General features: G+C 67.7%; 33 protein-coding genes and 1 tRNA gene. 8 read left to right on the forward strand and 26 right to left on the reverse strand.

Going from position 1 to position 24,118, the window contains the following annotated elements:
- Window positions 1-201 precede the first annotated feature (201 nt).
- The 20 genes from MSPGM_RS10995 to MSPGM_RS11090 form a co-directional block, all read right to left on the reverse strand.
- The gene (locus MSPGM_RS10995; protein WP_003597111.1) at window positions 202-666 is read right to left on the reverse strand and encodes a MarR family winged helix-turn-helix transcriptional regulator; all 465 of its coding nucleotides are present in this window, start codon (window positions 664-666) and stop codon (window positions 202-204) included.
- Between the two features lie 289 nt (window positions 667-955).
- Entirely contained in the window at window positions 956-1,372 is a 417-nt protein-coding gene (gene rplQ, locus MSPGM_RS11000) for a 50S ribosomal protein L17 (RefSeq protein WP_003597112.1), read from the reverse strand.
- A 230-nt stretch (window positions 1,373-1,602) separates the two neighbouring features.
- Window positions 1,603-2,622, reverse strand: coding sequence for a DNA-directed RNA polymerase subunit alpha (locus MSPGM_RS11005; RefSeq protein WP_003597114.1), 1,020 nt, complete (start codon window positions 2,620-2,622; stop codon window positions 1,603-1,605).
- Window positions 2,623-2,720: 98 nt separating this feature from the next.
- Window positions 2,721-3,602, reverse strand: coding sequence for an MBL fold metallo-hydrolase (locus tag MSPGM_RS11010; protein WP_003597116.1), 882 nt, complete (start codon window positions 3,600-3,602; stop codon window positions 2,721-2,723).
- Between the two features lie 37 nt (window positions 3,603-3,639).
- Complete coding sequence (gene rpsK, locus MSPGM_RS11015; protein WP_003597118.1) at window positions 3,640-4,029, reverse strand: 30S ribosomal protein S11; 390 nt, start codon at window positions 4,027-4,029, stop codon at window positions 3,640-3,642.
- Between the two features lie 170 nt (window positions 4,030-4,199).
- A complete protein-coding gene (gene rpsM / locus MSPGM_RS11020) occupies window positions 4,200-4,568 on the reverse strand; it encodes a 30S ribosomal protein S13 (RefSeq protein ID WP_003597120.1) in 369 nt (122 codons plus the stop codon).
- 303 nt (window positions 4,569-4,871) lie between these two features.
- Complete coding sequence (locus tag MSPGM_RS11025) at window positions 4,872-5,474, reverse strand: adenylate kinase (protein WP_003597122.1); 603 nt, start codon at window positions 5,472-5,474, stop codon at window positions 4,872-4,874.
- 170 nt (window positions 5,475-5,644) lie between these two features.
- A complete protein-coding gene (gene secY / locus MSPGM_RS11030) occupies window positions 5,645-6,988 on the reverse strand; it encodes a preprotein translocase subunit SecY (RefSeq protein ID WP_003597124.1) in 1,344 nt (447 codons plus the stop codon).
- Window positions 6,989-7,102: 114 nt separating this feature from the next.
- On the reverse strand, window positions 7,103-7,612 hold the full coding sequence (rplO, locus tag MSPGM_RS11035) for a 50S ribosomal protein L15 (protein WP_003597126.1): 510 nt from the start codon (window positions 7,610-7,612) through the stop codon (window positions 7,103-7,105).
- A gap of 13 nt (window positions 7,613-7,625) precedes the next feature.
- A complete protein-coding gene (rpmD, locus tag MSPGM_RS11040) occupies window positions 7,626-7,820 on the reverse strand; it encodes a 50S ribosomal protein L30 (RefSeq protein WP_003597128.1) in 195 nt (64 codons plus the stop codon).
- An 11-nt stretch (window positions 7,821-7,831) separates the two neighbouring features.
- Entirely contained in the window at window positions 7,832-8,410 is a 579-nt protein-coding gene (rpsE, locus tag MSPGM_RS11045; protein WP_003597131.1) for a 30S ribosomal protein S5, read from the reverse strand.
- A gap of 90 nt (window positions 8,411-8,500) precedes the next feature.
- Window positions 8,501-8,863, reverse strand: coding sequence for a 50S ribosomal protein L18 (gene rplR, locus MSPGM_RS11050; RefSeq protein WP_003597133.1), 363 nt, complete (start codon window positions 8,861-8,863; stop codon window positions 8,501-8,503).
- An 11-nt stretch (window positions 8,864-8,874) separates the two neighbouring features.
- On the reverse strand, window positions 8,875-9,408 hold the full coding sequence (rplF, locus tag MSPGM_RS11055; RefSeq protein ID WP_003597135.1) for a 50S ribosomal protein L6: 534 nt from the start codon (window positions 9,406-9,408) through the stop codon (window positions 8,875-8,877).
- Window positions 9,409-9,424: 16 nt separating this feature from the next.
- Complete coding sequence (gene rpsH / locus MSPGM_RS11060) at window positions 9,425-9,820, reverse strand: 30S ribosomal protein S8 (protein WP_003597138.1); 396 nt, start codon at window positions 9,818-9,820, stop codon at window positions 9,425-9,427.
- Window positions 9,821-9,832: 12 nt separating this feature from the next.
- A complete protein-coding gene (rpsN, locus tag MSPGM_RS11065) occupies window positions 9,833-10,138 on the reverse strand; it encodes a 30S ribosomal protein S14 (protein WP_003597141.1) in 306 nt (101 codons plus the stop codon).
- Window positions 10,139-10,179: 41 nt separating this feature from the next.
- Entirely contained in the window at window positions 10,180-10,746 is a 567-nt protein-coding gene (gene rplE / locus MSPGM_RS11070) for a 50S ribosomal protein L5 (protein WP_003597142.1), read from the reverse strand.
- Window positions 10,739-11,053, reverse strand: a complete 315-nt coding sequence (rplX, locus tag MSPGM_RS11075; protein WP_003597143.1) for a 50S ribosomal protein L24 — start codon at window positions 11,051-11,053, stop codon at window positions 10,739-10,741. Before rplX ends, rplE begins: the two co-directional genes overlap by 8 nt.
- A complete protein-coding gene (gene rplN / locus MSPGM_RS11080; protein ID WP_012253654.1) occupies window positions 11,053-11,421 on the reverse strand; it encodes a 50S ribosomal protein L14 in 369 nt (122 codons plus the stop codon). Before rplN ends, rplX begins: the two co-directional genes overlap by 1 nt.
- A gap of 353 nt (window positions 11,422-11,774) precedes the next feature.
- Window positions 11,775-12,056, reverse strand: coding sequence for a hypothetical protein (locus MSPGM_RS11085; protein ID WP_003597145.1), 282 nt, complete (start codon window positions 12,054-12,056; stop codon window positions 11,775-11,777).
- A gap of 308 nt (window positions 12,057-12,364) precedes the next feature.
- Window positions 12,365-12,898 carry a thermonuclease family protein gene (locus MSPGM_RS11090; protein ID WP_003597146.1) on the reverse strand — a complete coding sequence of 178 codons (534 nt, stop codon included), beginning with the start codon at window positions 12,896-12,898 and terminating at the stop codon, window positions 12,365-12,367.
- 601 nt (window positions 12,899-13,499) lie between these two features.
- On the opposite strand from MSPGM_RS11090, the gene MSPGM_RS11095 reads away from it, so the two are divergent.
- The 3 genes from MSPGM_RS11095 (at window position 13,500) to MSPGM_RS11105 (ending at window position 16,402) form a co-directional block, all read left to right on the forward strand.
- Window positions 13,500-13,880, forward strand: coding sequence for a hypothetical protein (locus MSPGM_RS11095; protein WP_003597147.1), 381 nt, complete (start codon window positions 13,500-13,502; stop codon window positions 13,878-13,880).
- A gap of 113 nt (window positions 13,881-13,993) precedes the next feature.
- Window positions 13,994-15,241, forward strand: coding sequence for a diguanylate cyclase (locus MSPGM_RS11100; protein ID WP_003597149.1), 1,248 nt, complete (start codon window positions 13,994-13,996; stop codon window positions 15,239-15,241).
- 90 nt (window positions 15,242-15,331) lie between these two features.
- On the forward strand, window positions 15,332-16,402 hold the full coding sequence (locus MSPGM_RS11105; protein WP_003597151.1) for a phosphatase PAP2 family protein: 1,071 nt from the start codon (window positions 15,332-15,334) through the stop codon (window positions 16,400-16,402).
- A 64-nt stretch (window positions 16,403-16,466) separates the two neighbouring features.
- Here the strand turns inward: MSPGM_RS11105 and MSPGM_RS11110 are convergent, their stop codons facing one another.
- The 3 genes from MSPGM_RS11110 to MSPGM_RS11120 all read right to left on the reverse strand — a co-directional run bounded on the left by MSPGM_RS11110 (window position 16,467) and on the right by MSPGM_RS11120 (window position 17,611).
- Window positions 16,467-16,907 carry a hypothetical protein gene (locus MSPGM_RS11110; protein WP_003597153.1) on the reverse strand — a complete coding sequence of 147 codons (441 nt, stop codon included), beginning with the start codon at window positions 16,905-16,907 and terminating at the stop codon, window positions 16,467-16,469.
- 230 nt (window positions 16,908-17,137) lie between these two features.
- Complete coding sequence (locus MSPGM_RS11115) at window positions 17,138-17,266, reverse strand: hypothetical protein (protein WP_003597156.1); 129 nt, start codon at window positions 17,264-17,266, stop codon at window positions 17,138-17,140.
- Between the two features lie 48 nt (window positions 17,267-17,314).
- On the reverse strand, window positions 17,315-17,611 hold the full coding sequence (locus tag MSPGM_RS11120; RefSeq protein WP_003597159.1) for a hypothetical protein: 297 nt from the start codon (window positions 17,609-17,611) through the stop codon (window positions 17,315-17,317).
- Window positions 17,612-17,894: 283 nt separating this feature from the next.
- Here MSPGM_RS11120 and MSPGM_RS11125 point away from each other — a divergent pair, with 283 nt between their 5' ends.
- Window positions 17,895-18,152 carry a hypothetical protein gene (locus MSPGM_RS11125; protein ID WP_012752784.1) on the forward strand — a complete coding sequence of 86 codons (258 nt, stop codon included), beginning with the start codon at window positions 17,895-17,897 and terminating at the stop codon, window positions 18,150-18,152.
- Window positions 18,153-18,421: 269 nt separating this feature from the next.
- Complete coding sequence (locus MSPGM_RS11130) at window positions 18,422-18,691, forward strand: hypothetical protein (RefSeq protein WP_003597162.1); 270 nt, start codon at window positions 18,422-18,424, stop codon at window positions 18,689-18,691.
- A 225-nt stretch (window positions 18,692-18,916) separates the two neighbouring features.
- Here the strand turns inward: MSPGM_RS11130 and MSPGM_RS11135 are convergent.
- From MSPGM_RS11135 to MSPGM_RS11145, 3 genes are all read right to left on the reverse strand, one after another.
- A tRNA-Leu gene (locus MSPGM_RS11135) sits at window positions 18,917-19,003 on the reverse strand.
- Between the two features lie 34 nt (window positions 19,004-19,037).
- A complete protein-coding gene (locus MSPGM_RS11140) occupies window positions 19,038-20,225 on the reverse strand; it encodes an FAD-dependent monooxygenase (protein WP_003597163.1) in 1,188 nt (395 codons plus the stop codon).
- A gap of 16 nt (window positions 20,226-20,241) precedes the next feature.
- A complete protein-coding gene (locus MSPGM_RS11145; RefSeq protein WP_003597164.1) occupies window positions 20,242-20,508 on the reverse strand; it encodes a zinc-finger domain-containing protein in 267 nt (88 codons plus the stop codon).
- Window positions 20,509-20,724: 216 nt separating this feature from the next.
- Between MSPGM_RS11145 and map the strand changes: the two genes are divergently transcribed.
- The 3 genes from map to MSPGM_RS11160 all read left to right on the forward strand — a co-directional run bounded on the left by map (window position 20,725) and on the right by MSPGM_RS11160 (window position 24,095).
- On the forward strand, window positions 20,725-21,579 hold the full coding sequence (gene map / locus MSPGM_RS11150) for a type I methionyl aminopeptidase (protein ID WP_012752786.1): 855 nt from the start codon (window positions 20,725-20,727) through the stop codon (window positions 21,577-21,579).
- A 14-nt stretch (window positions 21,580-21,593) separates the two neighbouring features.
- The gene (gene radC / locus MSPGM_RS11155) at window positions 21,594-22,340 is read left to right on the forward strand and encodes a RadC family protein (RefSeq protein ID WP_003597166.1); all 747 of its coding nucleotides are present in this window, start codon (window positions 21,594-21,596) and stop codon (window positions 22,338-22,340) included.
- 315 nt (window positions 22,341-22,655) lie between these two features.
- Window positions 22,656-24,095, forward strand: a complete 1,440-nt coding sequence (locus MSPGM_RS11160) for a circularly permuted type 2 ATP-grasp protein (protein WP_003597167.1) — start codon at window positions 22,656-22,658, stop codon at window positions 24,093-24,095.
- The last annotated feature ends 23 nt before the right edge of the window (window positions 24,096-24,118 follow it).

Genomic DNA, 24,118 nt, shown 5'->3' on the forward strand with positions numbered 1-24,118 from the left:
TGCCGCCGGGCCTGTCCCGAGCGGGCACAGACAAGGCCAAACTTCCTTGAAAGAATGATGACGGGAAGGCACGTCGCTGCGATCGAGGCTGCCGTCGCATCCGGACGATGAGCGACAGGGGGTCACTAACGGAATCTTAGGCCGCTACTCAACCGAAATTTATCCGGCAAAATGGCCTCGAACCGAGGCGCGCCCGCTCGGTCAGCCCGCCGTCGAAAGGTTTTCGATGAGGGCATTCAGGTCGGCCCGCATCGCCTGAATCTCCGGCTCCGACATGTTGAGCTGACACATGACGGACTGGCGTACGGCGATTGCCTCCGAGCGGAGCGCCCAGCCTTGATCGGTCAGCGCGATCTCGACCTCGCGCTCATCGGACTGACGACGATTGCGATTCAGCAATCCGCTCGTCTCCAGCCGCTTCAGCACCGGCGTGAGCGTGCCGGAATCGAGACGAAGGCGCCGGCCGATCTCGGACACGGTGACACCGTCGTTCTCCCAGAGCACGAGAAGCACGAGATATTGCGGGTAGGTCAGCCCCATCCGTTCCAGCATCGGCCGATAGGATTTCGTCATCCGGTGGGCCGCGGCGTAGAGCGCGTAGCAGAGCTGGTTGTCCAGCAGCAGCGGATCCCTCAGTACCTCTGCGCTCTCGTTGGGAGCATTCACGGTTCACATCCTGCCGTTCGACAACGCCTTCCGGCCTGCCGCACCGGGGAACGGGCGCCGGCTTGCCGATGATCCTCAACCCTGCCGCGCACCCGACGATAGCGGATGCAATACAGCAAGGCACATGCCCAATTGTCCCAGTGTCGGCTCCCCGGCGGCTTCTCCACCGCCGGTTCGAACACTCGCTTTTTTACCGCTCCCGGCCGAACACGCAAAAAGGCGGCCGTCGGGCCGCCTTTCGCATCGATCATCATGTCATGCGTTCCCCCGCAAAGCGGGGGAGCCGACCTCAGGCGGCTTCGGCCGTCTCGACCGAAGTCGGGCCGGAATCCTTACCGCGGGCGTCGACGTCGCGATCCACGAACTCAATAACGGCCATCGGAGCGTTGTCGCCGTAGCGGAAGCCGGCCTTCATGATGCGGCAGTAGCCACCCGGACGCGACTGGTAGCGCGGGCCGAGTACCGAGAAGAGCTTCTTGACCATGTCCGCATCGCGGATCTGGGCCATGGCGAGGCGGCGGGCGTGGATGCTGTCGGTACGGCCGAGCGAGATCAGCTTCTCGATGACCGGACGCAGATCCTTGGCCTTCGGCAGGGTGGTGACGATCTGCTCGTGCTTGATCAGCGCGGCGGACATGTTGGCGAACATCGCCTTACGATGCTCGGTCGTGCGATTGAAGCGGCGACCGCGATAGCCGTGACGCATGGTGGCTGGTCCTTCTCAGTCTCGGCCGCCGTGCCACGGTACGGCCGAGTGCCCTGGGGGCTGTTTTCAGACAATCCGCGTAACCCAGCGGCGGGATCTTTTTGGGAGTGCCCGCCCCGGCTTGGCTGGGGCGGGAGGGAGCGCCGACCCAGCGGCTCAGCACCGGGTCGAGGCGACCAAACAAACGACGCCGTGCAGCGCCGCCAAGTCCGGCCCGAGGCGGCTTCGCCTCAGTAGTGCTCTTCGAAGCGCTTGGCGAGATCCTCGATGTTCTCCGGCGGCCAGCCGGGAACGTCCATGCCGAGGTGCAGGCCCATGCCGGCGAGCACTTCCTTGATCTCGTTGAGCGACTTGCGGCCGAAGTTCGGGGTGCGCAGCATCTCGCCCTCCGACTTCTGGATGAGGTCGCCGATATAGACGATGTTGTCGTTCTTCAGGCAGTTCGCCGAACGGACCGACAGTTCGAGCTCGTCCACCTTCTTGAGCAGCGCCGGGTTGAAGGGGAGCTGCGGCGCCAGCGGCGCGGCCTCTTCCTTGCGCGGCTCCTCGAAGTTCACGAAGACCTGGAGCTGGTCTTGGATGATGCGCGCGGCGTAGGCCAGCGCATCCTCCGGCGACACGGCGCCGTTGGTCTCGAGCGTCATCGTCAGCTTGTCCTTGTCGAGATCCTGGCCCTCACGGGTGGTCTCGACGCGGTAGCTGACCTTGGTCACCGGCGAGTAGAGCGCATCGACCGGGATCAGGCCGATCGGCGCGTCCTCGGGGCGGTTCCGCTCGGCCGGGACGTAGCCCTTGCCGGTGGCGACCGTGAACTCCATGCGGATCTCGGCCCCGTCGTCCAGGGTGCAGATCACGAGGTCGGGGTTCAGGATCTGGATGTCGCCGACGGCGCCGATGTCGCCCGCGGTGACGAGGCCCGGGCCCGTCTTGCGCAGGGTCATGCGCTTGGGCTGATCCGTCTGCGAGCGGATGGCGATGGTCTTGATGTTGAGGACGATGTCGGTCACGTCCTCACGCACGCCGGGGATCGACGAGAACTCGTGCAGCACGCCGTCGATCTGGACGGAGGTGACGGCAGCGCCCTGAAGCGAGGAGAGCAGCACGCGGCGCAGGCTGTTGCCGAGCGTCGTGCCGAAGCCGCGCTCGAGCGGCTCGGCCACGACGGTGGCGACCCGCTTGGGATCGTCGCCGGCCGTCACCTGCAGCTTGTTCGGCTTGATGAGCTCTTGCCAGTTCTTCTGAATGACCACGGTCCTACCTCTTGCCAAACCCACGCCGCCGGCGTCCCGGAAAGCGCTACGGCCGGCCCTGGAATGCTCGGGGAGCATCCGGACCGGTCCCAAAAAATCTAAGCCGTCTCGCCCGCCACCCAGAGAGCGGGAACGAAGCGGTAGCCCGCGCCGTCGCGGGTCACGTATCCCAGCGCCGGGAACTCGAGATGCGAGCCGGCGATGAGGGTCTTCTCCGTCGCCACCTCGTCGAGCACGCGCTTGCGGGTCGCCCGCGCCTGATCCCCGTCCACATCGAAGGCGACACCCGCCTCCGGCTGCTTGAACTGGATCGCCGGCATATGCACCACGTCGGTCCACATCAGCAGGGACTTGTCCCCCGATACGATCCGCATGCCGCAATGGCCGGGCGTGTGGCCGGGCAGCGGAACGGCAGTGATGCCGGATACCAGCTCGCCACCTTCGTGCTTGCGCAGCCGCGCGCCGTAGGGCGCCACCGCCTTGCGGGCGTTCTCGAAATACGGCTTCGCCTCGTCCGGCGCCCGCGACAGAGCCGCATCGGGAAGCCAATGCGCGGCTTCCGCCGCATGCACGACGAGTTCCGCGTTCGGGTAGGCCGCGCTGCCATCTTCCTTCACCAGCCCGCCCGCATGGTCGGGATGGAGATGGGTCAGAAGCACCGTCTCGATCTCCTCCGGCGCGACGCCGGCGAGTGCGAGGGCGGCGGGCACCCGGCCCATGGTGTCGGGGCCGAAATGGCCATACCCGGAATCGATCAGCACCGGCTTGCGGCCGGCACCGGTGACGAGGAACGCGTTGAGCGTGACGACCGGAGCCTCCGGACGGAAGCCGGCGCGCTGGAGCGCGCCGGCCTCGTCCCGAGGGATGCCCGTGACGAGATCGAGGGAGCCCTGAAACCAGCCGTCGTTGAGCGCGGTGACCGTGAGGTCGCCGAGGTTCCAACGCAGCACGCCGGGTAGGGGCTTCGATCCGTCCGCCATGGGCTTCTCCGCTCGGGGATGCTCCGGTGTCGTGCGATCAGACGCGGCGGCGCTTGCGCGGCCGGCAACCGTTATGCGGGATCGAGGTGACGTCGCGGATCGAGGTCACGGTGAAGCCCGCGGCCTGGAGCGCACGAAGCGCGGACTCACGGCCCGAACCGGGACCGGAGACTTCGACCTCAAGGGTGCGCATGCCGTGCTCCGAGGCCTTGCGGGCCGCGTCCTCGGCGGCAACCTGGGCAGCGTACGGGGTCGACTTGCGCGAGCCCTTGAAGCCCATCGCGCCGGCCGAGGACCACGAGATCGTGTTGCCCTGCGCGTCGGTGATGGTGATCATCGTGTTGTTGAACGAGGCGGCGACGTGCGCCACGCCCGAGACGATGTTCTTGCGTTCGCGCCGGCGGACGCGGGTCGGTTCCTTAGCCATCTTTTCGCTTTCGTCCTTCAATCACGCCCGTACTTCCAGGCGCTCGGGATTCTTTTGGGATTTGGCGGCGCGGCCTTGGACGACCGGTCCGCCACGCCGGCCCCCGAAACGGGACACCCGGCGCGACGCGAAGGAGGCCGAGCGAAGCACGGCCTCCGAATGCCAAAAAATTACTTCTTCTTGCCGGCGATCGGCTTCGCCTTGCCCTTGCGGGTGCGGGCGTTGGTGTGGGTGCGCTGGCCGCGGACCGGGAGCTGCTTGCGGTGACGCAGGCCGCGGTAGCAGCCGAGATCCATCAGGCGCTTGATGTTCATCGAGACTTCGCGGCGCAGATCGCCCTCGACGATGTAGTCGCGGTCGATGGCTTCGCGGATCTGAAGCACCTCGGCGTCGGTGAGCTGGTTCACGCGGCGCTCGGCCGGGATGCCGACCTTCTCGGTGATCTCCTCGGCCTTCTTCGGGCCGATGCCGTGGATGTACTGGAGCGCGATGACGACGCGCTTGGCGGTCGGGATGTTGACGCCGGCGATACGAGCCAAGATGTTCTCTCCATGTGGCGGGCCCGATCGGCCGCGCCTCGTCGGATGAAAGCGCGCGTCCGGTGGAGGCCGGCCCCTGCGCGCCGCCCAAAACGACAAATCGGCCCGAAAGCGCGCTCCATGAGGCGCCCCGAACCACATCCCGCTTGGACGAAGGGGGTCCGCCTAGCGCGGGCCTGACGACTTGTCAACGCTTTGCAAACCCGAATGCGCTCCGCGGACCGTGAGACCGTCGCCGGGGCATGGAAAAGCCCGCCCCGTTGAAACGGAGGCGGGCTTCGAGGTCTGCACCGTGGCGTCGCTTCAGGAAGAGGCCGTCTCGCGGAAGCCGTCGAGGAGGGCGGTCACATCCCCGGTCACCACATCGATCGGCTTCATGCCGTCGATCTTCCGCAGCAGACCGGTGCCGGCGTAATAGTCGGAAAGCGGGGCGGTCTGCTTCCGGTAGGCGTCGAGCCGGGTCTTGAAGACCTCCGGCGTGTCGTCCTTCCGCACCGGCTGGCCGCGGGCGGCGGTTTCCTCGGCGCGCTTGGCGATGCGGCCGACGAGGGCGGTCTCGTCAACGACGAATTCCACCACCGCGTCGAGGGCGATGCCCTTCTGCGCCAGCATGGCGTCGAGGGCCTTGGCCTGCTCGACCGTGCGGGGGAAGCCGTCGAGGATGAAGCCGTTCTTGGCGTCGGCTTCCTCGATCCGATCGGCGACGATGCCGACCACGATCGCATCGGACACGAGGCCGCCGCTCTCCATGATCGCCTTCGCTTCCAGTCCAACCGGCGTCTCGGCGGCGACCGCGGCGCGCAGCATGTCGCCGGTCGAAAGCTGCGGAACGCGGTAGCGCTCCACGATACGCTCGGACTGCGTACCCTTCCCCGCACCCGGCGGTCCGAGCAGAATGATCCGCATAGCCTCTCCCCGTCCTCAAGGCCCAGCGCCGGGCTCGTTCTTCATGGGCGGCGCGCCCACCTTCCTGAGGCCGCGCCGTCGTCACACTGCTGTGATGCGCAATTCCGGCCTGCGCGTCCACCAAACCTTTGTCGAAGGATGCCCCTTAGGGCACCTCAGCTTGGGGCGCCTCAGCGCCGCCGCGTCGTGGAGGCGCCGCGCAGCTTGGCCTTCTTCACGAGGCCCTCGTACTGATGCGCCATCAGGTGACCGTGGATCTGCGCCACCGTATCCATGGTGACTGAGACCACGATCAGCAGCGAGGTGCCGCCGAAGCCGAGCGCCGCCGAGGTGTAGGAGGCGACGATCTCCGGCACGAGGCAGACGAAGGTGAGGTAGGCCGCACCGATCACCGTGATACGCGTCAGCACCTTGTCGATGAAGGCCGCGGTCCGCTCGCCCGGACGGATGCCGGGGATGAAGCCGCCCTGCTTCTTCAGGTTGTCGGCGGTCTCCTGCGGATTGAAGACGATCGCCGTGTAGAAGAACGTGAAGAAGATGATCAGGCCGGCATAGGCGACCATGTAGAGCGGCCGTCCGTGGCCGAGATAGGCCGTCAGCGTGCCGAGGATGCCGGTCGAGCCCTGGTTAGCCGAGAAGCTCGCCACCGTCGTCGGCAGCAGCAGCAGCGACGAGGCGAAGATCGGCGGGATCACGCCCGAGGTGTTGAGCTTGAGCGGCAGGAACGAGGACTGGCCCTCGTACATGCGGTTGCCGACCTGGCGCTTGGGGTAGTTGATCAGGAGACGGCGCTGGGCGCGCTCCATGAACACGATGAAGTAGATCAACGCGACCGCCGCGAGGCCGGCGCCGAGCAGGACGGCGGGCGAGAGCGCGCCGGTGCGGGTGAGTTCGAGCGCGCCGAAGATCGAGGCCGGCAGGTGGGCGACGATGCCGGCGAAGATGATGAGCGAGGAGCCGTTGCCGATGCCGCGCGAGGTGATCTGCTCGCCGATCCACATCAGGAACAGCGTGCCGCCCGTCAGCGTCACGACGGTGGAGAGGATGAAGAACGGACCCGGGGTGATGACCGCATTCGAGCCCTGCAGGCCGAAGGCGATACCCCAGGATTGGACCAGTGCCAGCACCACCGTGAGGTAGCGGGTGTACTGGTTGATGACCTTGCGGCCCGACTCGCCCTCTTTCTTCAGCGCCTCCAGGGTCGGAACGACCGAGGTCAGCAGCTGAACGATGATCGAGGCCGAGATGTAGGGCATGATGTTGAGCGCGAAGACCGCCATGCGCTCGACGGCACCGCCGGAGAACATGTTGAACATGCCGAGCACGCCGCCGGCCTGATTCTGGAAGTTCCGCGCGAACTGCTCCGGGTCGATGCCCGGAATCGGAATGTAGGTGCCGAGCCGGAACACGATGAGCGCGCCCAGGGTGAACCAGATGCGCTTCTTAAGCTCGTCGGCCTTGGCGATGGCGCCGAAATTCAGGTTTGCGGCAAGCTGTTCGGCGGCTGAGGCCATGTCTCGTATCCCAGGAATTGCCGTCGGGACGCGTCTCGAACGGTCCCTGAAAGCGAAAGCGGCGGCCGCGTGCGAGCACGGGCCGCCGCTTCGGCGTTCGACTTAATCGTGGTGTCAGGCCGACGCAACCGCGCCTTCCGCCGCGCCGCGATGGGCGACGCCGGCAGCGAAGGTCGTGGTCACCGAACCGCCAGCCTTCTCGACGGCCTCGATGGCCGACTTGGAGGCGCGGGTCACTTCGAAGCTGAGCTTCGAGGTCAGCTCGCCGACACCGAGCAGCTTCACGCCGTCACGGGCACGGGAGATGATCCCGGCCTTGACGAGCGCTTCGACCGTGACGGCGGCGCTCGCGTCGAGCTTGCCGGCATCCACCGCCTGCTGCACCCGGCCGAGATTCACCTCGTTCAGGTCATGGGCGTGGATGTTGTTGAAGCCGCGCTTGGGCAGGCGACGATGCAGCGGCATCTGACCGCCCTCGAAGCCCTTGATGGACACGCCGCTCCGGGCCTTCTGACCCTTCACGCCGCGACCACCGGTCTTGCCCTTGCCGGAGCCGATGCCCCGGCCGACGCGCATGCGGGCCTTGGTGGCCCCTTCGTTATCGCGGATCTCGTTGAGCTTCATGGTGGAGCCCTCCTCACGCCGCGGCGTCGTCGAGGACGCGCACGAGGTGCGCGACCTTGCGGATCATTCCGCGGACCGAGGGAGTGTCCTCCAGCTCGGAAACGCGGTGCAGCTTGTTCAGCTTGAGGCCGACCAGCGTCGCACGCTGGGAGGCCTCGCGGCGGATCGGCGAGCCGATCTGCACGATGCGGACAGTCTTGGTTGCCATGCTGCCCTCCCTTACGCGACGGCCGCGTCGGAGGTGTCGGCCGGGTCGGCGTCACGGCGACGGGCCTGGAGGGCCGACACCTTGAGACCGCGACGGGCCGCGACCGAGCGCGGGCTGTCCTCGTTCTTGAGCGCGTCGAAGGTGGCGCGCACGAGGTTGTAGGGGTTGGACGAGCCGAGCGACTTGGCGACGACGTCCTGCATGCCGAGCGTCTCGAACACGGCGCGCATCGGGCCGCCGGCGATGATGCCCGTGCCCTGCGGAGCAGCGCGGAGAATCACCTTGCCGGCGCCGTGGCGACCGTTGACGTCGTGGTGCAGGGTGCGGCCTTCGCGCAGCGACACCCGGATCAGACCGCGCTTGGCGGCCTCGGTTGCCTTGCGGATCGCCTCCGGCACCTCACGGGCCTTGCCGTGGCCGAAGCCGACGCGGCCCTTCTGGTCGCCGACGACGACGAGCGCCGCGAAGCCGAAGCGACGGCCACCCTTCACCACCTTGGCGACGCGGTTGATGTGGACGAGCTTGTCCACGAACTCGCTGTCGCGCTCCTCGCGGTCGTCGCGGCGACGACCCTCGCGTTCACGTGCCATATCTGATTCCTGTTATCTCACTGACGCGGATCGGAACGACCCGCTCGCTCGATGGGTCCCCTCCCCACGAGGGGGAGGGAACGCGGCGTCTTAGAAGTCCAGGCCACCCTCACGGGCGGCGTCGGCGAGAGCCTTGACGCGACCGTGGAAGATGTAGCCCGAGCGGTCGAAGACGACCTTGGTGACGCCCGCAGCCTTGGCCCGCTCGGCGACGAGCTTGCCGACCGCCTCGGCCGCTGCCTTGTCGGCACCGGTCTTGAGGCTGGACTTGAGATCCTTGTCGAGGCTTGACGCGGCGGCGAGCGTGCGGCCCGCGGCGTCGTCGATGACCTGGACGTAGATCTGCTTGGACGAGCGGAACACCGACAACCGCGGACGGCCGTTGGCGGCAGCTCTGAGGGCCCGACGGACCCGCGCCTTGCGACGCAGGAGGGCTTCGTTCTTGTTCGACATGATCGCCCCCCTTACTTCTTCTTGCCTTCCTTGCGGAAGATGAATTCGCCAGCATATTTCACGCCCTTGCCCTTATAGGGCTCGGGACCGCGATACTCGCGAATCTCCGCCGCGACCTGACCGACGCGCTGCCGATCAATGCCCGTCACCACGATCTCCGTGGGCTTGGGCGTCACGATCGTGATGCCGGCCGGGATCTCGTATTCGATGTCGTGGCTGTAGCCGAGCGAGAGCTTGAGCGCCTTACCGGCCATTGCAGCGCGGTAGCCGACGCCCGTGATCTCCAGCTTCTTCTCGAAGCCCTTGGAGACGCCCTCGACGAGGTTCGCCACCTGGGCGCGCGAGGTGCCCCACAGGGAGCGGGCCTGCTTCGACTGGTCCTTGGGCTGCACCGAGACGGCGCCGTCCTTGAACTCAACGACTACCTGGGACGGGACGACGAACTGGAGTTCGCCCTTCGAGCCCTTCATCTTCACCGTCTGACCCGTGACCGTGGCGGTGACGCCAGACGGGACGGGGACGGGCTTCTTGCCTACGCGAGACATGTCGCTGTCCTCCGGATCAGAACACCTTGCAGAGCACTTCACCGCCGACGTTGCGCTCGCGCGCAACGTGATCGGCCATGACGCCCTGCGGGGTCGAGATGATGGTGACGCCGAGGCCGTCGGCGACGCGCGGCAACTCGCCAACCGACGAGTAGACACGGCGGCCGGGCTTCGACACCCGCTTGATCTCCCGGATGACCGGGCGACCGTCGTAGTACTTGAGTTCGATCTGGAACTCGGTGCGGCCGTTGCCGAGGTCCTGCACCGCGTAGTCGCGGATGTAGCCCTCGGACTTCAGCACGTCGAGAACCGAGGCGCGCAGGCGCGAGCCGGGGGTCTGGACGACGTTGCGGCGACGGCTTTGACCGTTGCGGATGCGGGTGAGCATATCACCCACGGGATCGTTCACCATGGATGCCTCCCCTTACCAGCTGGACTTCACGAGGCCGGGGATGAGACCCCGGTTGCCGAGCTCGCGCAGAGCCACGCGTGAGATGCCGAGCTTGCGGTAGTAGGCCCGCGGACGGCCGGTCATCTCGCAGCGGTTGCGGATGCGGGTGGCCGACGAGTTGCGCGGCAGTTCCGCGAGCTTCAGGCGCGCCTCGAAACGCTCCTCCATCTCACGGGACTCGTCGTTGGCGATGGCGAGGAGGGCTTTGCGCTTCTCGGCGAAGCGCTTCACCAGATCCTTGCGGTGGTTGTTCTTCTCGACTGAGCTTTTCTTAGCCATGTCTTTCTCCAGTGTCCGCGTCTAAGCGACGTTGCCGCCGCTTACTGCCGGAACGGGAACTTGAAATGGGCGAGGAGAGCCTTGGCCTCTTCGTCCGTGGTGGCGCTCGTCTGGACGACGATGTCCATGCCCCAGGTCTGCTCCGCCTTGTCGTAGGAGATCTCCGGGAACACGAGGTGCTCCTTGAGGCCCATGGCGTAGTTGCCACGGCCGTCGAAGGAACGCGGGTTCAGGCCGCGGAAGTCGCGGACGCGCGGCAGCGCGATCGTGACGAGACGGTCCATGAACTCGTACATGCGAGCCTTGCGCAGGGTCACCTTGCAGCCGATCGGCATGCCTTCGCGGACCTTGAAGGTCGCGATCGCCTTGCGGGCGCGGGTGATGACCGGCTTCTGGCCGGCGATGAGCGCGAGGTCGCCCGCCGCAACGGTGGCCTTCTTCGAGTCCGCGGTGGACTCGCCGACGCCCATGTTGATGACGATCTTCTCGATCTGCGGGACCTGCATCGGGTTCGCGTACCCGAACTGCTCGATCAGCTTCTGCCGGACAACCTCGTCGTAATGCTTACGCAGACGCGGGATGTAGGCGTTCTTGTCGGCCTCAGCCATCGATCTGATCCCCCGTGGTCTTGGCGAACCGGACCTTGCGCCCGTCGTCGAGGATGCGGAACCCAACACGGGTCGGCTTGCCGTTGGCGTCGGCCACCGCGATGTTGGACAGTTGGATGGCAGCCTCCTTGGAGATGATGCCGCCTTCCTGGTTCTGGGTCTGGCGCTGGTGCTTCTTCACCAGGTTAACGCCGCGAACGAAGGCCTTGTCCTCCTTCGGCATGACCTGGATGACCTCGCCGGAGCGACCCGCGTCGCGACCGGTGAGAACGACGACCGTGTCGCCCTTCTTGATCTTGGCGGCCATCACAGCACCTCAGGAGCGAGCGAGATGATCTTCATGTGGTTGCGCGCGCGCAGCTCACGCGGCACCGGTCCGAAGATACGGGTGCCGACCGGCTCCTTCTGATTGTTGATCAGAACGGCGGCGTTCTTGTCGAAGCGGATCACCGAACCATCGGCGCGCTTCACGTCCTTGGCGGTGCGCACGACGACCGCCTTCATGACGTCGCCCTTCTTCACGCGGCCGCGCGGGATCGCCTCCTTGACGGAGACGACGATGATGTCGCCGACGCCGGCATATTTGCGCTTCGACCCGCCGAGTACCTTGATGCACATCACGCGGCGCGCACCCGAATTGTCGGCGACGTCCAGATTCGTCTGCATCTGGATCACGGGAGTGACCTTTCCTTGTTTCAGGCGGGTTTCCGCACACGGACGGTATTGCCCGGCGGACGACGCCTGATGGGGATTTGAAGTCCCCGGCTCATGTAAGAGACCGCGCTATCGGCGTTGGAACGCCGGCGCGGTCACCGCGTACGAAGGGATGCGAGCACCCCAAGGACTGTCGCGAAGGCGTGCCCGATACTACGGACACGGGCGCTGTGCAAGCCTGGAGCCGGGTGAATTCGCGCGAGCCGGCTGCTGCCGGGAGGGTCGCGCGGAGGATTTCCGGCAGGATGCCGGTGTTGGCGGAGCGGGATCGGAAAGGCTTCGTTCGCCGTCCGCCGGGGTTTGGGCTGGGGCGGTCAGCAGCCCTTGCAGATCGAGCCCATCGTCTTGTTCATCTTCGCGTCCCAAGCCTTGTCGCGCGCTTGCGCGGCGCGCTGGGCCTTGAGCATCTGCTCCTGCGAGACCGACGAGATGTCGCCCTGCGTCTGGCCCGGGGCCGGCGGCTTGGTCTGGCCGGTCGCGGTGACGGTGCGGCCGGTTGGGGTGACGCGGGTGTCACCCACCTCCTGAGCGAGGACAGGACCGGAGAGGACGAGGCCGCATAGCAGGAGGGCGGAGACGGCGATCGGGCAACGCATGGCTTCTCATCACTCCCGGGCGCAGGCCGCCGGAACCAGCGGGCTTGAGGCCGCAGCTTCGCGCGGCGGACAAGTCCGGGGAGGTTGTGTCGGGGGGCGACACCACGGTCACGTCCCCAGCCGCCCCATCCGCGCGCCTGGAGACTTCTACGTGGCACCGGACCGAGCCGGTCGCAAGCGGTGCGGCGGCTGTGCGGCCGCTGGTTCCGTGCGGATGCACACCGTTGTCGCCCACGCTCGGGCCTGGATCGGTCCTGGCGCCTCGCTAAATCCAGTCCGCTTTGGGGTTTGGCCCGAATCGGGGCTTTTCAGTGCGTCTCGGGCTGAGCGTCGGCCACCGTGCTGGCCTTGAGGTAGCTCGTCCGTGGCCGTTCGGTCGGATCCTCGAACGAGCCCGCCCACAGGCCGAGGCGCTTGCCCCAGGCCACCGTCTCGGCGCCGACATAGGCGGCGCGCCGGTTGCGCTCGGCCATGGCAAGGCCCTTCTCCGCCATCCAGGCGCTCAGGTCCTCCTTGTCCCGGTGGCAGACGGAGAGCGCACGGCCGTAGCTGTCGGTCTCGCGAATCTGGCAGGTGACGGTGGCATCCTTGAGGTGGGCGGCCAGCGCCTTGGCCGAGTGGGCACCACAGGCATAGCCGTGGCCCTTGGCGTTCAGGCAGGTCTGTTTGAGGCCGGGCGCCGCCACGCCGTAGAGGCCGACGACGCGCCCGCCGACGACCAGCGTATCGCCGCTCAAGATCCGCGGCTGACCGCTCACGCTTTCGCTGGCGTGGCCGGCGCCGATGGCGCCGAATGCGGCGAGGACGATGACGCTCAGACCGAGAAATCCCGTTCGTCTCATCGAAACACCATGAGTTTCCGACGCTCGACCCGGAGAGGCATCCCCTGCGGAGGCGTCGGCCATTGCTCTGCCGAAAACGCTCACGTGTTTGTCGTTCACGTGATGAGCAAACCGCCCGATCCCTCTCGCCCCAAATGGCTTCGAAAGGGGAGCGCGTCTGTCAGGCAACCTAAAGCATGGCTTATGCCCTTTTCGTGGCCTGCGGCATGCCGCGGTGGCATGCCGGTGTCGCGCCCGTCGCCGCAGGGCCCGCCGTCGGGGCCCTTAACCAAGACCGGCCGTTCCAATGTGCTCGGCCAACTCTCACGCCGGCTGCCCCTGTCGGACTGGCGCGCCAGCCCTATCCTTCGCCGCGCCGGTCGGTTCGCCTCCCGGTCGCTTGCGCCCACCGAGCGGCGATGCCCCCAAACCGTTCGGCGGGCGTAAGCGTAGAGGATGGCCTCATCGTACGCCCGGATGCCGGCACACGGAGAGGGCGCGCTCGAGACTCCGTGCGTCGGGACGTCGCCCGTATCCTCGCCTGCGAACGGGATCGCTGCGGCGGACGTTGGCGAGACAGGGTCGAGGCGTCGCGCCGGCCCGGAGCGAAGAGGGTCGGACGGTGGCGGTGAGCTTGGCAGATCTCGTGCGCGGGGCGGCCGCTGAGGCCCGGCGGCTCGCAGCCGGCTTCCCGGCGAGCGGGCGGAAGGACGACTTCCCCTGGGCGGTCATCGCAGCCTTCGATGCCGATGTGCGGGGCCATGTCGAGCGCGACCGGCGGATCGAGGATGAGCGCGACCGTGTTCTGATCGCCTCCGTCACCCTCGCCGAGACCTCCGGCGATGCCGAGGCGGACGAGTGGGACCGGGCGCGCCGCCATCTCGTCAGGGCGGTCGATTACTTGGAGGAGACGGTCCTCCGCTTCGGCATCGTCAACCGGGCCGCGGCCAGGCGCGGCTATGGGGCGGCGGGCGACCCGGTCTCGACATCGCCGAAAGAATGACATTGCCGAAAGAACAAAGCCGGCTTCCTCTCGCCCCCGCTGACATTAATCATTGAGCAACCGCATTCCGATACGCTAACACTTGCGCAGCAGAGGCTAGACTTGGCGCATCGATGCTACAGCCGATCGAAGCCGGTCTGAGCCGCCCCTGGTACCGGCTCAAATTTCCGGACGCGCTCGAAGCGCAGTACCGTGCCGAGACCGCCCGGCAGAGCGGGCGCTACGTGCAGTCCTGGCTCGCCATCTTCACCCTGTTCAATGTCCTCTCCCTCGTCATGGACCGGGAGGTGTTCGGTCCCGAGGGGTTCGTCGTGCCCCTGGCGATGACGCTGGGCGTCTTCTGCCCGGTCGCGCTGGCGGCGATCGTGTCCCTGCGGGGACGGCCGACGACGGTGCGCATCTCCGCTGCCGTCCTCGCCACCGCGCTCGTCGATATCGTCGTCGTCCTCAACAGCGCCCGTCTCGCGCCCGCCCCGCATGCCGACGTCTACATCATCATCGCCACCATCGTTCCGCTGGTGGTCGGGCTGATCGCGCCGATGCCGTTCCGGCACTGCCTGTGGTTCTGCGGTGCTTCGTTCGCCCTCTATGGCGGCCTCGTTCTCGGGTTCGGCCTGTGCAACGCGGAGCGCAGCGGCCTGCCCCTGCTGGTTTCCGGGCTGATCCTGGTGCCGCTGAAGCTTTGCTACTCCCGTGAATGGGAGGCCCGGAAAACCTTCCTCATCGGCCTACGGGTGAAGCTCCAGGGCGAGGCGCTCGCCCGCGCCAATGCGCGCCTCACCGTGCTCTCCGAAACCGACTCGCTCACGGCCCTATCCAACCGTCGCCACTTCTCGGAGCGCCTGGAGACGGCATGGGCCCTCGCCGGCGAACGGGATACGTGGCTCGGCGTCATCCTCATCGACCTCGATCACTTCAAGCTCTTGAACGACACCGCCGGGCACGCGGAGGGGGACCTGTGCCTCGTGGCGGTGGCGGAGGCGCTGCAGACCTCCGTCGCGGCCCATGGCGGTCTGGCCGCACGCTACGGCGGCGAGGAGTTCGTGGCCCTGCTGCCGGAGGCCGACCCGTCCGCCGCGCGGTCGGCCGGCGAGGCGATTCGCGTGGCCATCACGGATCTCGCCATCCGCCATCCCGGCCTGCCTGCGGGGACGCCGGTGACCGTGAGCGTCGGCACCACCGCCGGGCGGGGGCGGACGCGCGATTTCGGCATCCAGGCCTCCGACCTGTTGAAGGCCGCCGACTTCGCGCTCTATGCGGCCAAGAACGAGGGCCGCAACCGGGTCGAGAGCTTCATGCCCGCCGCGAACGTGAACCGGCAGGCCGGCGCCGAGGCCCGCGCCACACTCCCCTCCGCCTGACGTCGCTGACCTGCCGAACAAAACGCGCGCTGCCGCGTCTTCTCGTCCGGGGGCGGCCGAATGGTGCGGGCCGGAAGGAGCGACCGACGGATGCTGCTCGACGAGGAACGCTGGGCCGGCTCACGCAAGGCTGACGCGCGGGCCGACCCACCGTCCGATCCATCGGCCGGCCCGCGTCTCCGACGGCTGAGTGCGGGCCTCGCGGCGCCCGGTCCCCGGCTCTGGGCCCTCGTCGGCGGCCTGATTCTCCTCGATGTCCTCTGGCTCGCGATTGCCGGGATCGGCGTCGCCTGGACCGGCCTGTTCGCGGTGCTGGGTGCGGTGACCGTCCTGCTCGGGCTCGCCCTCCTGTTCAGTGCGGTCAAGCCGGAGCCGAAGCTGCGGGCCATGGCCCTGTCGAGCGCCTATCTGGCCGCTTTCACCACCGCGGCGGCCGTGCTGCATTACCTCGGAGCCACCCTGGCGATGCCCTTCGCCGATCCTGCTCTCGCGCGGGTCGAGACGGCCATGGGCTTCGATTGGCGCGGCTGGGTCGGCAGCCTTGCCGCGCATCCGGATCTCTCCTGGTGGCTGGCGCTCGCCTACCATTCCAGCGGACCGCAAGTCGGGCTCGTCGTCATCGCTTTAAGCGCGGTGTCGCGGGTCTCGCGCCTCTGGGCCTATGCCCGCCTGTTCAGCCTGGCGCTGCTCGCCTCCATCGCGGTCTCGGCCTTGTTTCCCGCAATCGGGCCCTACGCCTATTACGAGCCGCAGGCCTATCCGCAGGGGCATCTCGAAACGGTCGGCGCCCTCTGGCATCTCGACGCGCTGCAGGCTCTGCGTGACGGAACGCTGTCGACGATCGCGCTCTCGGAGATCCGCGGCCTCGTCACCTTCCCCTCGTTCCACGCCTGCCTCGCGGTCCTCACCGCCTGGGCGCTCGCCCCGGTGCCGGTAATCGGGCCGCTGGCCCTTCTCCTCAACGGCGCGATCATCGTCGCCACGCTCGGCGCGGGCGGACATTACGGGCCGGACGTGCTGGCCGGGACGCTGATGGGGGTTGTTCTGGTCGCCGCTCACCGGTTCCGGCGGCCGTTCTCGCTCGCGGGCGCAGGGCCCTCGCGCAAAGCGGTGCCGGACAGGGGCGTGGGGCCGCTCCCGCGTCCGCAGACGACGGGTTGACGCTTACGCCCGGAGATCGGGCGGGCGAACCGGCCTTTAGCGAAGCTGCGGGAGCGTCGGCGCCTCACCCCGCATCGGCGAACAAGTCGAGCTGGGTCGAGGCAACGGCGCGGCGGCGGGGGCGGGGCGCGACGAAGCGTGGGAGCGCGGTGCCGGGCTTGCCGTAAAGGGCCACGCCGACGACGCGGCTGCGGTCCCCACTCAGCACGATCGACGCGGTATGCGGACCGGAGCGGGCGATGTTCTCGACAAGCGGTTCGGAGGCCGGAAGCTCGGCCAGCGCGCTCAGCAGATCCGTCAGGCCCGCGGCCTCGACACCCATGACGCGGAAGTCGAAACCCCGGCCGGCCCAGGTGTTGCGCGCCGCGGCAGCGCGGGTGGCCGAGAACGGGTTGTCGATGATCTCCGTCGCCGGATCGCGTAGGAACGCCGCGATGCGCTCACGCTCCGGCACGCGTTGCGCGCTGGCGAGCAACGCGGAAAGTTCGGGCTTGGTGATCGACACCGGGCAAGGCTCGCACGGCTTGACCGGCCGCGTCGAGCCTGGACCGGCTGAGCGCTGTGGAGAGCGCATCATCGTGCGGCTGCTCGAACCGGATGAGGCGGAGGCTCATCTACGCCCTCAGCGACAACAACGCGTTAGATCGCTGGGGTCCAGTATCGAGCAGCCTGCCCACACGCCTTCGCCCACTGGGGAAGCAGCATGGCGTGCGGATCGAAAAGCTCTGCGGCCGATCAGCGGCCGGCGGATTTCACGGCTGCGGAGACGAGGTTCTTGGTGGAGGGCGCGGCCGCGATCACCTTCGCGGTCGACTTCTTCGGCTTCTTCGTCTCGCGGTTGCCGCGTTTCTTCTCGGTGGCCATGTCGATGGCTCCTTCGGGTTCGCTTGCGATCGTAAAGGCGTGTCGCGGCTAGTTGAAGACCTTCACCGAGACCGCCATCGGAAGATTTCCCGGCCAGTAGCGAGCGATGAAGCGCGCCCTGTCCCAAAGTTCGATGGGATGATCGTTGAGGAGCGCCAAGGCATGAGCCTTCGCTTCGGGGTCTGTTCTGGCGCGGATAAAGCGTCCGGGCCCTTCGGCGCCGGTACTTCCGACATCATAGAGACGATAGGACGACGACGCGCCGCCGTGTTCGCTCATTTGAATGATATTGGTCATGATCTCCGCCTGTGTGATCCAGGCGGGGACATGGTTGCCCTCAGCCATCGGAGCCTGAGGGTTGCTCTTCCGATGGTGAGATCATCCTGCGCTTTTCGGAAGCATAAAGATAGTCCTGCACGAGTCGCCGCAAAACTTAGCTGAAGCCCTGCCTTTTACGGCAAAGCCGCTTCAAGTCCTGGCCTCTCGCAAAGTCTCCCGGGCGTTCGATTGAGCCCGTCGGGGTCTGGTGCCGATCCGCGATCGTGATCACCGGAACGCATCGTCCCGCCCCCTGTTCTCTCGCCGAGATGGCGCGCTCACAGCCGCGCTGATGCAAGGGCCACCCCTGATGCCGGACAAGCTCAAGAGAACCCTGCTCGGCGCGGTCATCGCCGTGGCGCTCGCCGCGGCCGTCTCCTACGGGCTCATCACCCAGCAGACCGCCGACAAGCTGCAGACCGAGGCCAACCAAACCCTCAACGAGGGACAGCCGGGAAGCCCGCCGCAACAGCAGCCGGCGCCGTCCCCCGAGGCTCAGAATTCCGGCAATCCACAGCCGACCCCGCGAGAGCCGACGCAGCCGAACCCCGCTCCTGCCGCCCGCTGAGAGGTGTCGCTCGTCCTCGCCGGAGCCACGCGGCTGCAATCGAACGGCGCGGACCCTATCGTGGAGTGGACGCGCCGCGAGGGCGCCCCCAACCCCGAGGTGACGGCATCCGGAGCCAAGAACGTCATCAAGCGGAAGCCCAACGGCGCCTCTTTGCAGAAGCCGCAGGGTGGTGATCGATCCCGGCTTTCGGCACCATCGCCCCTCTCGGCCGTTATTCCTGTGAAGCGCGGCTTACCGCCCGCGCACCCATTCCAGGAGCCAACCCGATGAAGCGGCTATTGCTCGTCTCTGCCCTCGTTCTTTCCCCGCTCGCCCTGTCCGCGACGGCCCAGGCTCAGGGGACCATCCGCGGCGCCGAACGCGGTGTCGAAGACGGCAACCGCGCCGCCGGCCCGGTCGGCGGCGTCGTGGGCGGTGCTGTCGGGGCCGCGACCGGCACCGTCGGCGGCGTGCTCGGGGTCGATCCCGATGCCCGTCGTGAGGAGCGCATCGAGCGGCGCGAAGAGCGGACCGTTCGCGAGCGTCCGGCCCGGTAATCGAGGCTTAAGAGAGCCGGGGGTGAGGACCGCTCCCGGCTCTTCCAAGAAGGGTCACCCGGTGTACTCGAAAGCCTCCGGTGGCCTTCGACCGCGAAGGCGGCCGGCTGTTCAAGTCCCTTCGGAAGCCTGTGCGCTCTCCCATGCGGAAAGCGCGGGAAAAGTACCCGTCTGCCAAGCTCTTGCTGGAAAGACTTTCTACTAAGACTTGGAATTCCAAAAAATTGGTGCGGACGGCGGGACTCGAACCCGCACAGCCTTGCGGCCGCAAGATTTTAAGTCTCGTGCGTCTACCGGTTTCGCCACGTCCGCATGGGCGCAGCGGTAACGGTCCGGTGAGGCCAGATCAAGCGGGTGGGCGCCAACCGTAGACCCAGGCGTAGCGCGCGCTCATCCCTTCGGGGCCGGCGCGGCGCATCACCATATCCCGGGCAAAGCTGATCAGCCGGCCGGCATGGTAGAAGCGCCCGTTGCGGCGGGCGGCCCGCTGCACCGCCCGCACGCGGGACTGGCGCGCCGCGGCGTAGGCCGAAAGCGCCTCGGGCACGCTCGCCTGGGCCGACAGGCTCGCTGTCAGCACCGCAGCGTCCTCGATGGCGAGCGCCGCGCCCTGGGCCAGGAACGGCAGCACCGGATGGGCGGCATCGCCCAGAAGCGCGATCCGGCCCCGTGCCATCGGCCGCACCGCCGGCCGGTCCACCAGCGACCACACCATCCAGCTATCGGGAAGGGTCAGCAGCTCCGTCAGCGGCGGGGCCGCGTCGGGAAAATGGTCGCGCAGGACCATCGGGTCGCCGATCCGGCCCCAATCCTCGTCGCCCTCGCGCTCGGGGACGATCGCCACCACGTTGAGCCGCTTGCCGCCGTTGATCGGGTAATGGACGACGTGCCGCCGGTGCCCGAGCCAGAGCCCCGTTTCGGCGCCCTGAAGCGCTTCGGGCGCCGCCTCGCGCGGGATCACCGCCCGCCACGCCGCTTGGCGGTGGAGCCGCAGCGGGCGCGTGTCGAAATGCTGTCGCAGGCTCGAGCGCACGCCGTCGGCGCCGATGACGAGGTCGGCGTTGAGGGTCTCGGTGCGGTCGCCGTCGATGCTGCGCACCGTCAGGCTGACGCCGTCCTCGGTCTCGCCCAGGCCCGAAACTTCGCGCCCGACGCAAAGGCGGATGCCGGGGCGCCCGCGCACGGCATCGAGCAGGATCGTCTGCAGGTCGGCGCGATGCAGGACGTAGTAGGGCGCGCCGTGACGCTCGCGGATGCTCGCACCCAAGCGGATGCCGCCGACGACGCGGCCGGTGGTCAGCGCACGCACGGTGACGCCCGGCGGCTCGTCGCCCGCCCGGTGCAGGGCCCCGCCGAGCCCGAGGCCGATCAGCACCGCGCTGGCGTTCGGCGAGAGCTGGAGGCCGGCGCCGACCTCGGAGAACCCGGTGCGACGCTCGATCAGCGTGACGGCATGGCCGGCCCCGGCGAGCGAAAGCGCGGCGGTGAGGCCGCCGATCCCGGCGCCGACGATGACGATGGAGAGCGCCGCCACGGACGGCCCGGTCCGGTCAGGCCGCCTTGGCGGTCTTGTCGGGCGTCTCGTCGTGCCACACGCACCCGGCCGGCTCCGCCGTGCCCGGCTTCAGCTTCGGGTCGTAGCGGAACAGGGTCGAGCAGTACTGGCAGATGATCTCGGTCTCGCTGCCCATGTCGAGGAAGACGTGCGGATGATCGAAAGGCGGCAGCGCCCCGATGCACATGAACTCCTTCGAGCCCACCGCGATCACGGTCACGCCGGCCTGATTGTGGAAGTGGGGAACCGCCTTGTCAGCCATTGCACGTCCCTGAAACGGAGGCCGTGGTCTAGCGCGTTCGCGGCCGCACGCCTAGACGCAAGCCTCGGATCCTGCTGTCGCTCTTCACGCACTGCTTCCTGCGCCGGTCAAGGCGCTCGGCAAACAGGACATGCGCGCTCGGGTTGGCGCCGGCCCTGGGGCGGCGTAAGACAAGGGCGTCCGCCTCGAACGTCCCTCGCTAAGCGCCCGATCCCCATGAGCCGTGAAGAGCAAGCCGTCGCCGAAGGCGGGCGCCGCGCCCCGGAGCCGCCGATCCACGGACCGGAAGGGTTCGAGGGGATGCGCCGCGCCGGCCGCCTGACCGCGGAGGCGCTCGATCTCCTGGTCGAGGCCGCCCAGCCTGGCGTGACCACGGAATATCTCGACAAGCTCGCCTTCGAGTTCGGGATGGATCACGGCGCCTATCCGGCCTCGCTGTTCTACCGCGGCTACCGCAAGTCGATCTGCACTTCGATCAACCACGTCGTCTGCCACGGCATTCCCAACGACAAGCCCCTGCGCGACGGCGACATCGTCAACCTCGATTGCTGCCTGATCCTCGACGGCTGGCACGGGGATTCGAGCCGCATGGCCTATATCGGCGAGGTGCCGCGCAAGGCGCAGCGCCTGTGCGAGATCACCTACGAGGCGCTGATGCGCGGCATCCGCGCGGTGCGGCCCGGCGGCTCCACCAACGATATCGGCCGGGCGATCCAGACTTATGCGGAATCCGAGCGCTGCTCGGTGGTGCGCGATTTCTGCGGCCACGGGCTCGGCCGCGTCTACCACGACGCGCCGACCATCCTGCACTACGTCGAGGCGACCTACGACGTCCCGCTCAAAGCCGGCCAGTTCTTCACCATCGAGCCGATGATCAATCTCGGCCGGCCCGCGGTGAAGGTGCTCTCCGACGGCTGGACCGCCGTGACCCGCGACCGATCGCTCTCGGCGCAGTTCGAGCATACCGTGGCGGTGACGGAAGACGGCTACGAGATCTTCACGCTCTCGCCCAAGGGCCTCGACCAACCCAAGCCGCATGGTCTCGAACCGAACGGCGCGCAGGCCGACTGACGGCCCGCCGGGAGATGGCCCGCCGGACGGCCGAACCGCCCGCTCTGCCGGGCCTTGCCGAGGCGGCCGCTCCCGCGCCCGCCGACGAGACCCCGCACTATCACGGCCACCGCGAGCGCCTGCGCGCCCGCTTCGCGCAAGCCGGTGCCGAGGCGCTGGCCGATTACGAACTGCTCGAACTCACCCTGTTCCGGTCGATTCCGCGGCGGGACGTGAAGCCGCTCGCTAAGGCGTTGATCCATCGGTTCGGCTCCTTCGCCGAGGTCGTCAGCGCCGAGCCCGCCCGGCTCATGGAGGTGGAGGGCGTCAGTGCCGGCGTCGCCGCCGACCTGAAGCTCGTCGAGGCCGCCGGCCGGCGGCTGGCCCGCGGCGCCATCGCCGCGCGTCCCCTGCTCTCGTCGTGGAGCGCCCTGATCGAGTATCTTCGCGCCACCATGGCCTTTTCGGGCCGCGAAGAGTTCCGGGTGCTGTTCCTCGACCGGCGCAACCACCTGATCGCCGACGAGGTGCTGGGCCGCGGCACCGTCGATCACACCCCGGTCTATCCCCGCGAGGTGGCCAGACGCGCGCTCGAACTCGCCTCCACCGCGATCATCCTCGCCCACAACCACCCGTCCGGCGACCCGGCCCCCTCGAAGGCCGACATCCGCATGACGCGGGAGATCGTCTCGGTGCTCGATCCCCTCGGCATCGTGGTGCACGACCACGTCATCCTCGGCCGTGACGGACATGCGAGCCTGAAAGGGCTCAAGCTGATCTGATGCGTCCGGCCGTCCGGGCGTCCACGCCGGCCGGGACCCGCAGGGCCGGGTGTGTCAGGAGACATTTCGCTGACAGGTTGCGCAAACTTGCAGCGGAGCGTCGCTCCCAGGGATAGGCTTGCGCGGGGCGTCCGCTACATCGACCGGAGGGTCGTCCCATGTCGCTCGCATCGATGAGGGCGTGTGGCGATCTCCTGCCCGCGGCGCCTCGTGCCGCGGCAGCCGGGGTGGAGACGGTTTCAGGACTGGCAGGAAACCTTCCGGGTGGCCTGCCTCTTGCTCCGGCAACGCGAGACATCAGGGGGAATCGCGCGAATGGCGCACACGGCGTTCGACGAGATGAATGGGGGCGGGGCGGGGCAGCTCGAACCGGCGGCCGTGCGCGAGGCCTATGACATCCTCAAGTCTTGGCTCGACAAGACGCCGCCGGAGCATTTCAACACCCGCCGCAGTCAGGCCGAGATGCTGTTCCGGCGCATCGGCATCACCTTCGCGGTCTACGGCGCCAACGAATCGACCGAGCGGCTGATCCCCTTCGACATCATCCCGCGGGTGCTGACCAAGCCCGAATGGGATTTCCTGGAGCGCGGCCTCAAGCAGCGGGTCACCGCGCTGAACGCCTTCATCAACGACATCTACGGCGCCGAGGAGTGCATCAAGGCGGGGATCATCCCGCCCGACCTCGTCTACCGCAACCCGCATTACCGCATGGAGATGCGCGCCTTCGACGTGCCGCACGACCTCTACGTCCACATCGCCGGCATCGACATCGTGCGGACCGGCGAGAAGGACTTCTTCGTGCTGGAGGACAACGCCCGCACCCCGTCCGGCGTCTCCTACATGCTGGAGAACCGCGAGGTGATGATGCGGCTCTTCCCCGAGCTGTTCTCGCGCCACCGCGTCGCCCCGGTCGAGAATTATCCCGACGCCCTGCTCGCGACCCTGCGCAGCCTCGCCCCGGCTTCCGCCACCCGCGACCCGACCGTGGTGCTGCTGACCCCCGGCCGCTACAACTCGGCCTTCTACGAACACTCGTTCCTGGCCGACAAACTTGGCGTCGAACTGGTGGAGGCGGGCGACCTCTTCACCAAGGACGAGGTCGTCTACATGCGCACGACCGAAGGTCCGCGCCGCGTCGACGTGATCTACCGCCGCCTCGACGACGATTTCCTCGATCCGCTGGTGTTCCGGCCGGATTCGGTGCTCGGCGTGCCGGGACTGATGAACGCCTACGAGCGGGGCAACGTCACCCTGTCGAACGCGGTCGGCACCGGCATCTCGGACGACAAGGCCGTCTACAGCTACATGCCGGAAATCGTGAAGTTCTTCACCGGCGAAGACCCGATCCTGCACAACGTGCCGACGCATCGCTGCCGGGAAAAGGACGCCTTTTCCTACGTGATGGACAACCTCAAGGACCTCGTGGTGAAGGAGGTCAACGGCTCGGGCGGCTACGGCATGCTGGTGGGCCCGCACGCGACGCGGCGCGAGATCGACGAGTTCGCGAAGAAGCTGCGCCACGCGCCCGACAACTTCATCGCCCAGCCGACGCTCTCGCTCTCCACCTGCCCGACCTTCGTCGCCTCGGGCGTTGCCCCCCGCCACGTCGATCTGCGCCCCTTCGTGCTGGCCGGCGCCGACGAGATCCGCATCGTGCCCGGCGGCCTGACGCGGGTCGCGCTGAAAGAGGGCTCGCTTGTGGTCAATTCGAGCCAGGGTGGCGGCACCAAGGATACCTGGGTGCTCGATGCTTGAGCGCTTCGCCCGATTCTTTTGCA

It is taken from the genome of Methylorubrum sp. GM97, from assembly GCF_024347855.1.
GTDB classification, from domain to species: Bacteria; Pseudomonadota; Alphaproteobacteria; order Rhizobiales; family Beijerinckiaceae; genus Methylobacterium; species Methylobacterium extorquens.

Bases quoted from the DNA above. Each gene is read 5' to 3' on its own strand.
- rplQ (WP_003597112.1), bottom strand. From the start codon at position 1,372: ATGCGTCACGGCTATCGCGGTCGCCGCTTCAATCGCACGACCGAGCAT.
- MSPGM_RS11010 (WP_003597116.1), bottom strand. From the start codon at position 3,602: ATGGCGGACGGATCGAAGCCCCTACCCGGCGTGCTGCGTTGGAACCTC.
- rpsK (WP_003597118.1), bottom strand. From the start codon at position 4,029: ATGGCTAAGGAACCGACCCGCGTCCGCCGGCGCGAACGCAAGAACATC.
- MSPGM_RS11025 (WP_003597122.1), bottom strand. From the start codon at position 5,474: ATGCGGATCATTCTGCTCGGACCGCCGGGTGCGGGGAAGGGTACGCAG.
- secY (WP_003597124.1), bottom strand. From the start codon at position 6,988: ATGGCCTCAGCCGCCGAACAGCTTGCCGCAAACCTGAATTTCGGCGCC.
- rplO (WP_003597126.1), bottom strand. From the start codon at position 7,612: ATGAAGCTCAACGAGATCCGCGATAACGAAGGGGCCACCAAGGCCCGC.
- rpmD (WP_003597128.1), bottom strand. From the start codon at position 7,820: ATGGCAACCAAGACTGTCCGCATCGTGCAGATCGGCTCGCCGATCCGC.
- rpsE (WP_003597131.1), bottom strand. From the start codon at position 8,410: ATGGCACGTGAACGCGAGGGTCGTCGCCGCGACGACCGCGAGGAGCGC.
- rplR (WP_003597133.1), bottom strand. From the start codon at position 8,863: ATGTCGAACAAGAACGAAGCCCTCCTGCGTCGCAAGGCGCGGGTCCGT.
- rplF (WP_003597135.1), bottom strand. From the start codon at position 9,408: ATGTCTCGCGTAGGCAAGAAGCCCGTCCCCGTCCCGTCTGGCGTCACC.
- rpsH (WP_003597138.1), bottom strand. From the start codon at position 9,820: ATGGTGAACGATCCCGTGGGTGATATGCTCACCCGCATCCGCAACGGT.
- rpsN (WP_003597141.1), bottom strand. From the start codon at position 10,138: ATGGCTAAGAAAAGCTCAGTCGAGAAGAACAACCACCGCAAGGATCTG.
- rplE (WP_003597142.1), bottom strand. From the start codon at position 10,746: ATGGCTGAGGCCGACAAGAACGCCTACATCCCGCGTCTGCGTAAGCAT.
- rplX (WP_003597143.1), bottom strand. From the start codon at position 11,053: ATGGCCGCCAAGATCAAGAAGGGCGACACGGTCGTCGTTCTCACCGGT.
- MSPGM_RS11085 (WP_003597145.1), bottom strand. From the start codon at position 12,056: ATGCGTTGCCCGATCGCCGTCTCCGCCCTCCTGCTATGCGGCCTCGTC.
- MSPGM_RS11090 (WP_003597146.1), bottom strand. From the start codon at position 12,898: ATGAGACGAACGGGATTTCTCGGTCTGAGCGTCATCGTCCTCGCCGCA.
- MSPGM_RS11100 (WP_003597149.1), top strand. From the start codon at position 13,994: ATGCTACAGCCGATCGAAGCCGGTCTGAGCCGCCCCTGGTACCGGCTC.
- MSPGM_RS11105 (WP_003597151.1), top strand. From the start codon at position 15,332: ATGCTGCTCGACGAGGAACGCTGGGCCGGCTCACGCAAGGCTGACGCG.
- MSPGM_RS11115 (WP_003597156.1), bottom strand. From the start codon at position 17,266: ATGGCCACCGAGAAGAAACGCGGCAACCGCGAGACGAAGAAGCCGAAG.
- MSPGM_RS11120 (WP_003597159.1), bottom strand. From the start codon at position 17,611: ATGGCTGAGGGCAACCATGTCCCCGCCTGGATCACACAGGCGGAGATC.
- MSPGM_RS11125 (WP_012752784.1), top strand. From the start codon at position 17,895: ATGCCGGACAAGCTCAAGAGAACCCTGCTCGGCGCGGTCATCGCCGTG.
- MSPGM_RS11130 (WP_003597162.1), top strand. From the start codon at position 18,422: ATGAAGCGGCTATTGCTCGTCTCTGCCCTCGTTCTTTCCCCGCTCGCC.
- MSPGM_RS11145 (WP_003597164.1), bottom strand. From the start codon at position 20,508: ATGGCTGACAAGGCGGTTCCCCACTTCCACAATCAGGCCGGCGTGACC.
- map (WP_012752786.1), top strand. From the start codon at position 20,725: ATGAGCCGTGAAGAGCAAGCCGTCGCCGAAGGCGGGCGCCGCGCCCCG.
- radC (WP_003597166.1), top strand. From the start codon at position 21,594: ATGGCCCGCCGGACGGCCGAACCGCCCGCTCTGCCGGGCCTTGCCGAG.
- MSPGM_RS11160 (WP_003597167.1), top strand. From the start codon at position 22,656: ATGGCGCACACGGCGTTCGACGAGATGAATGGGGGCGGGGCGGGGCAG.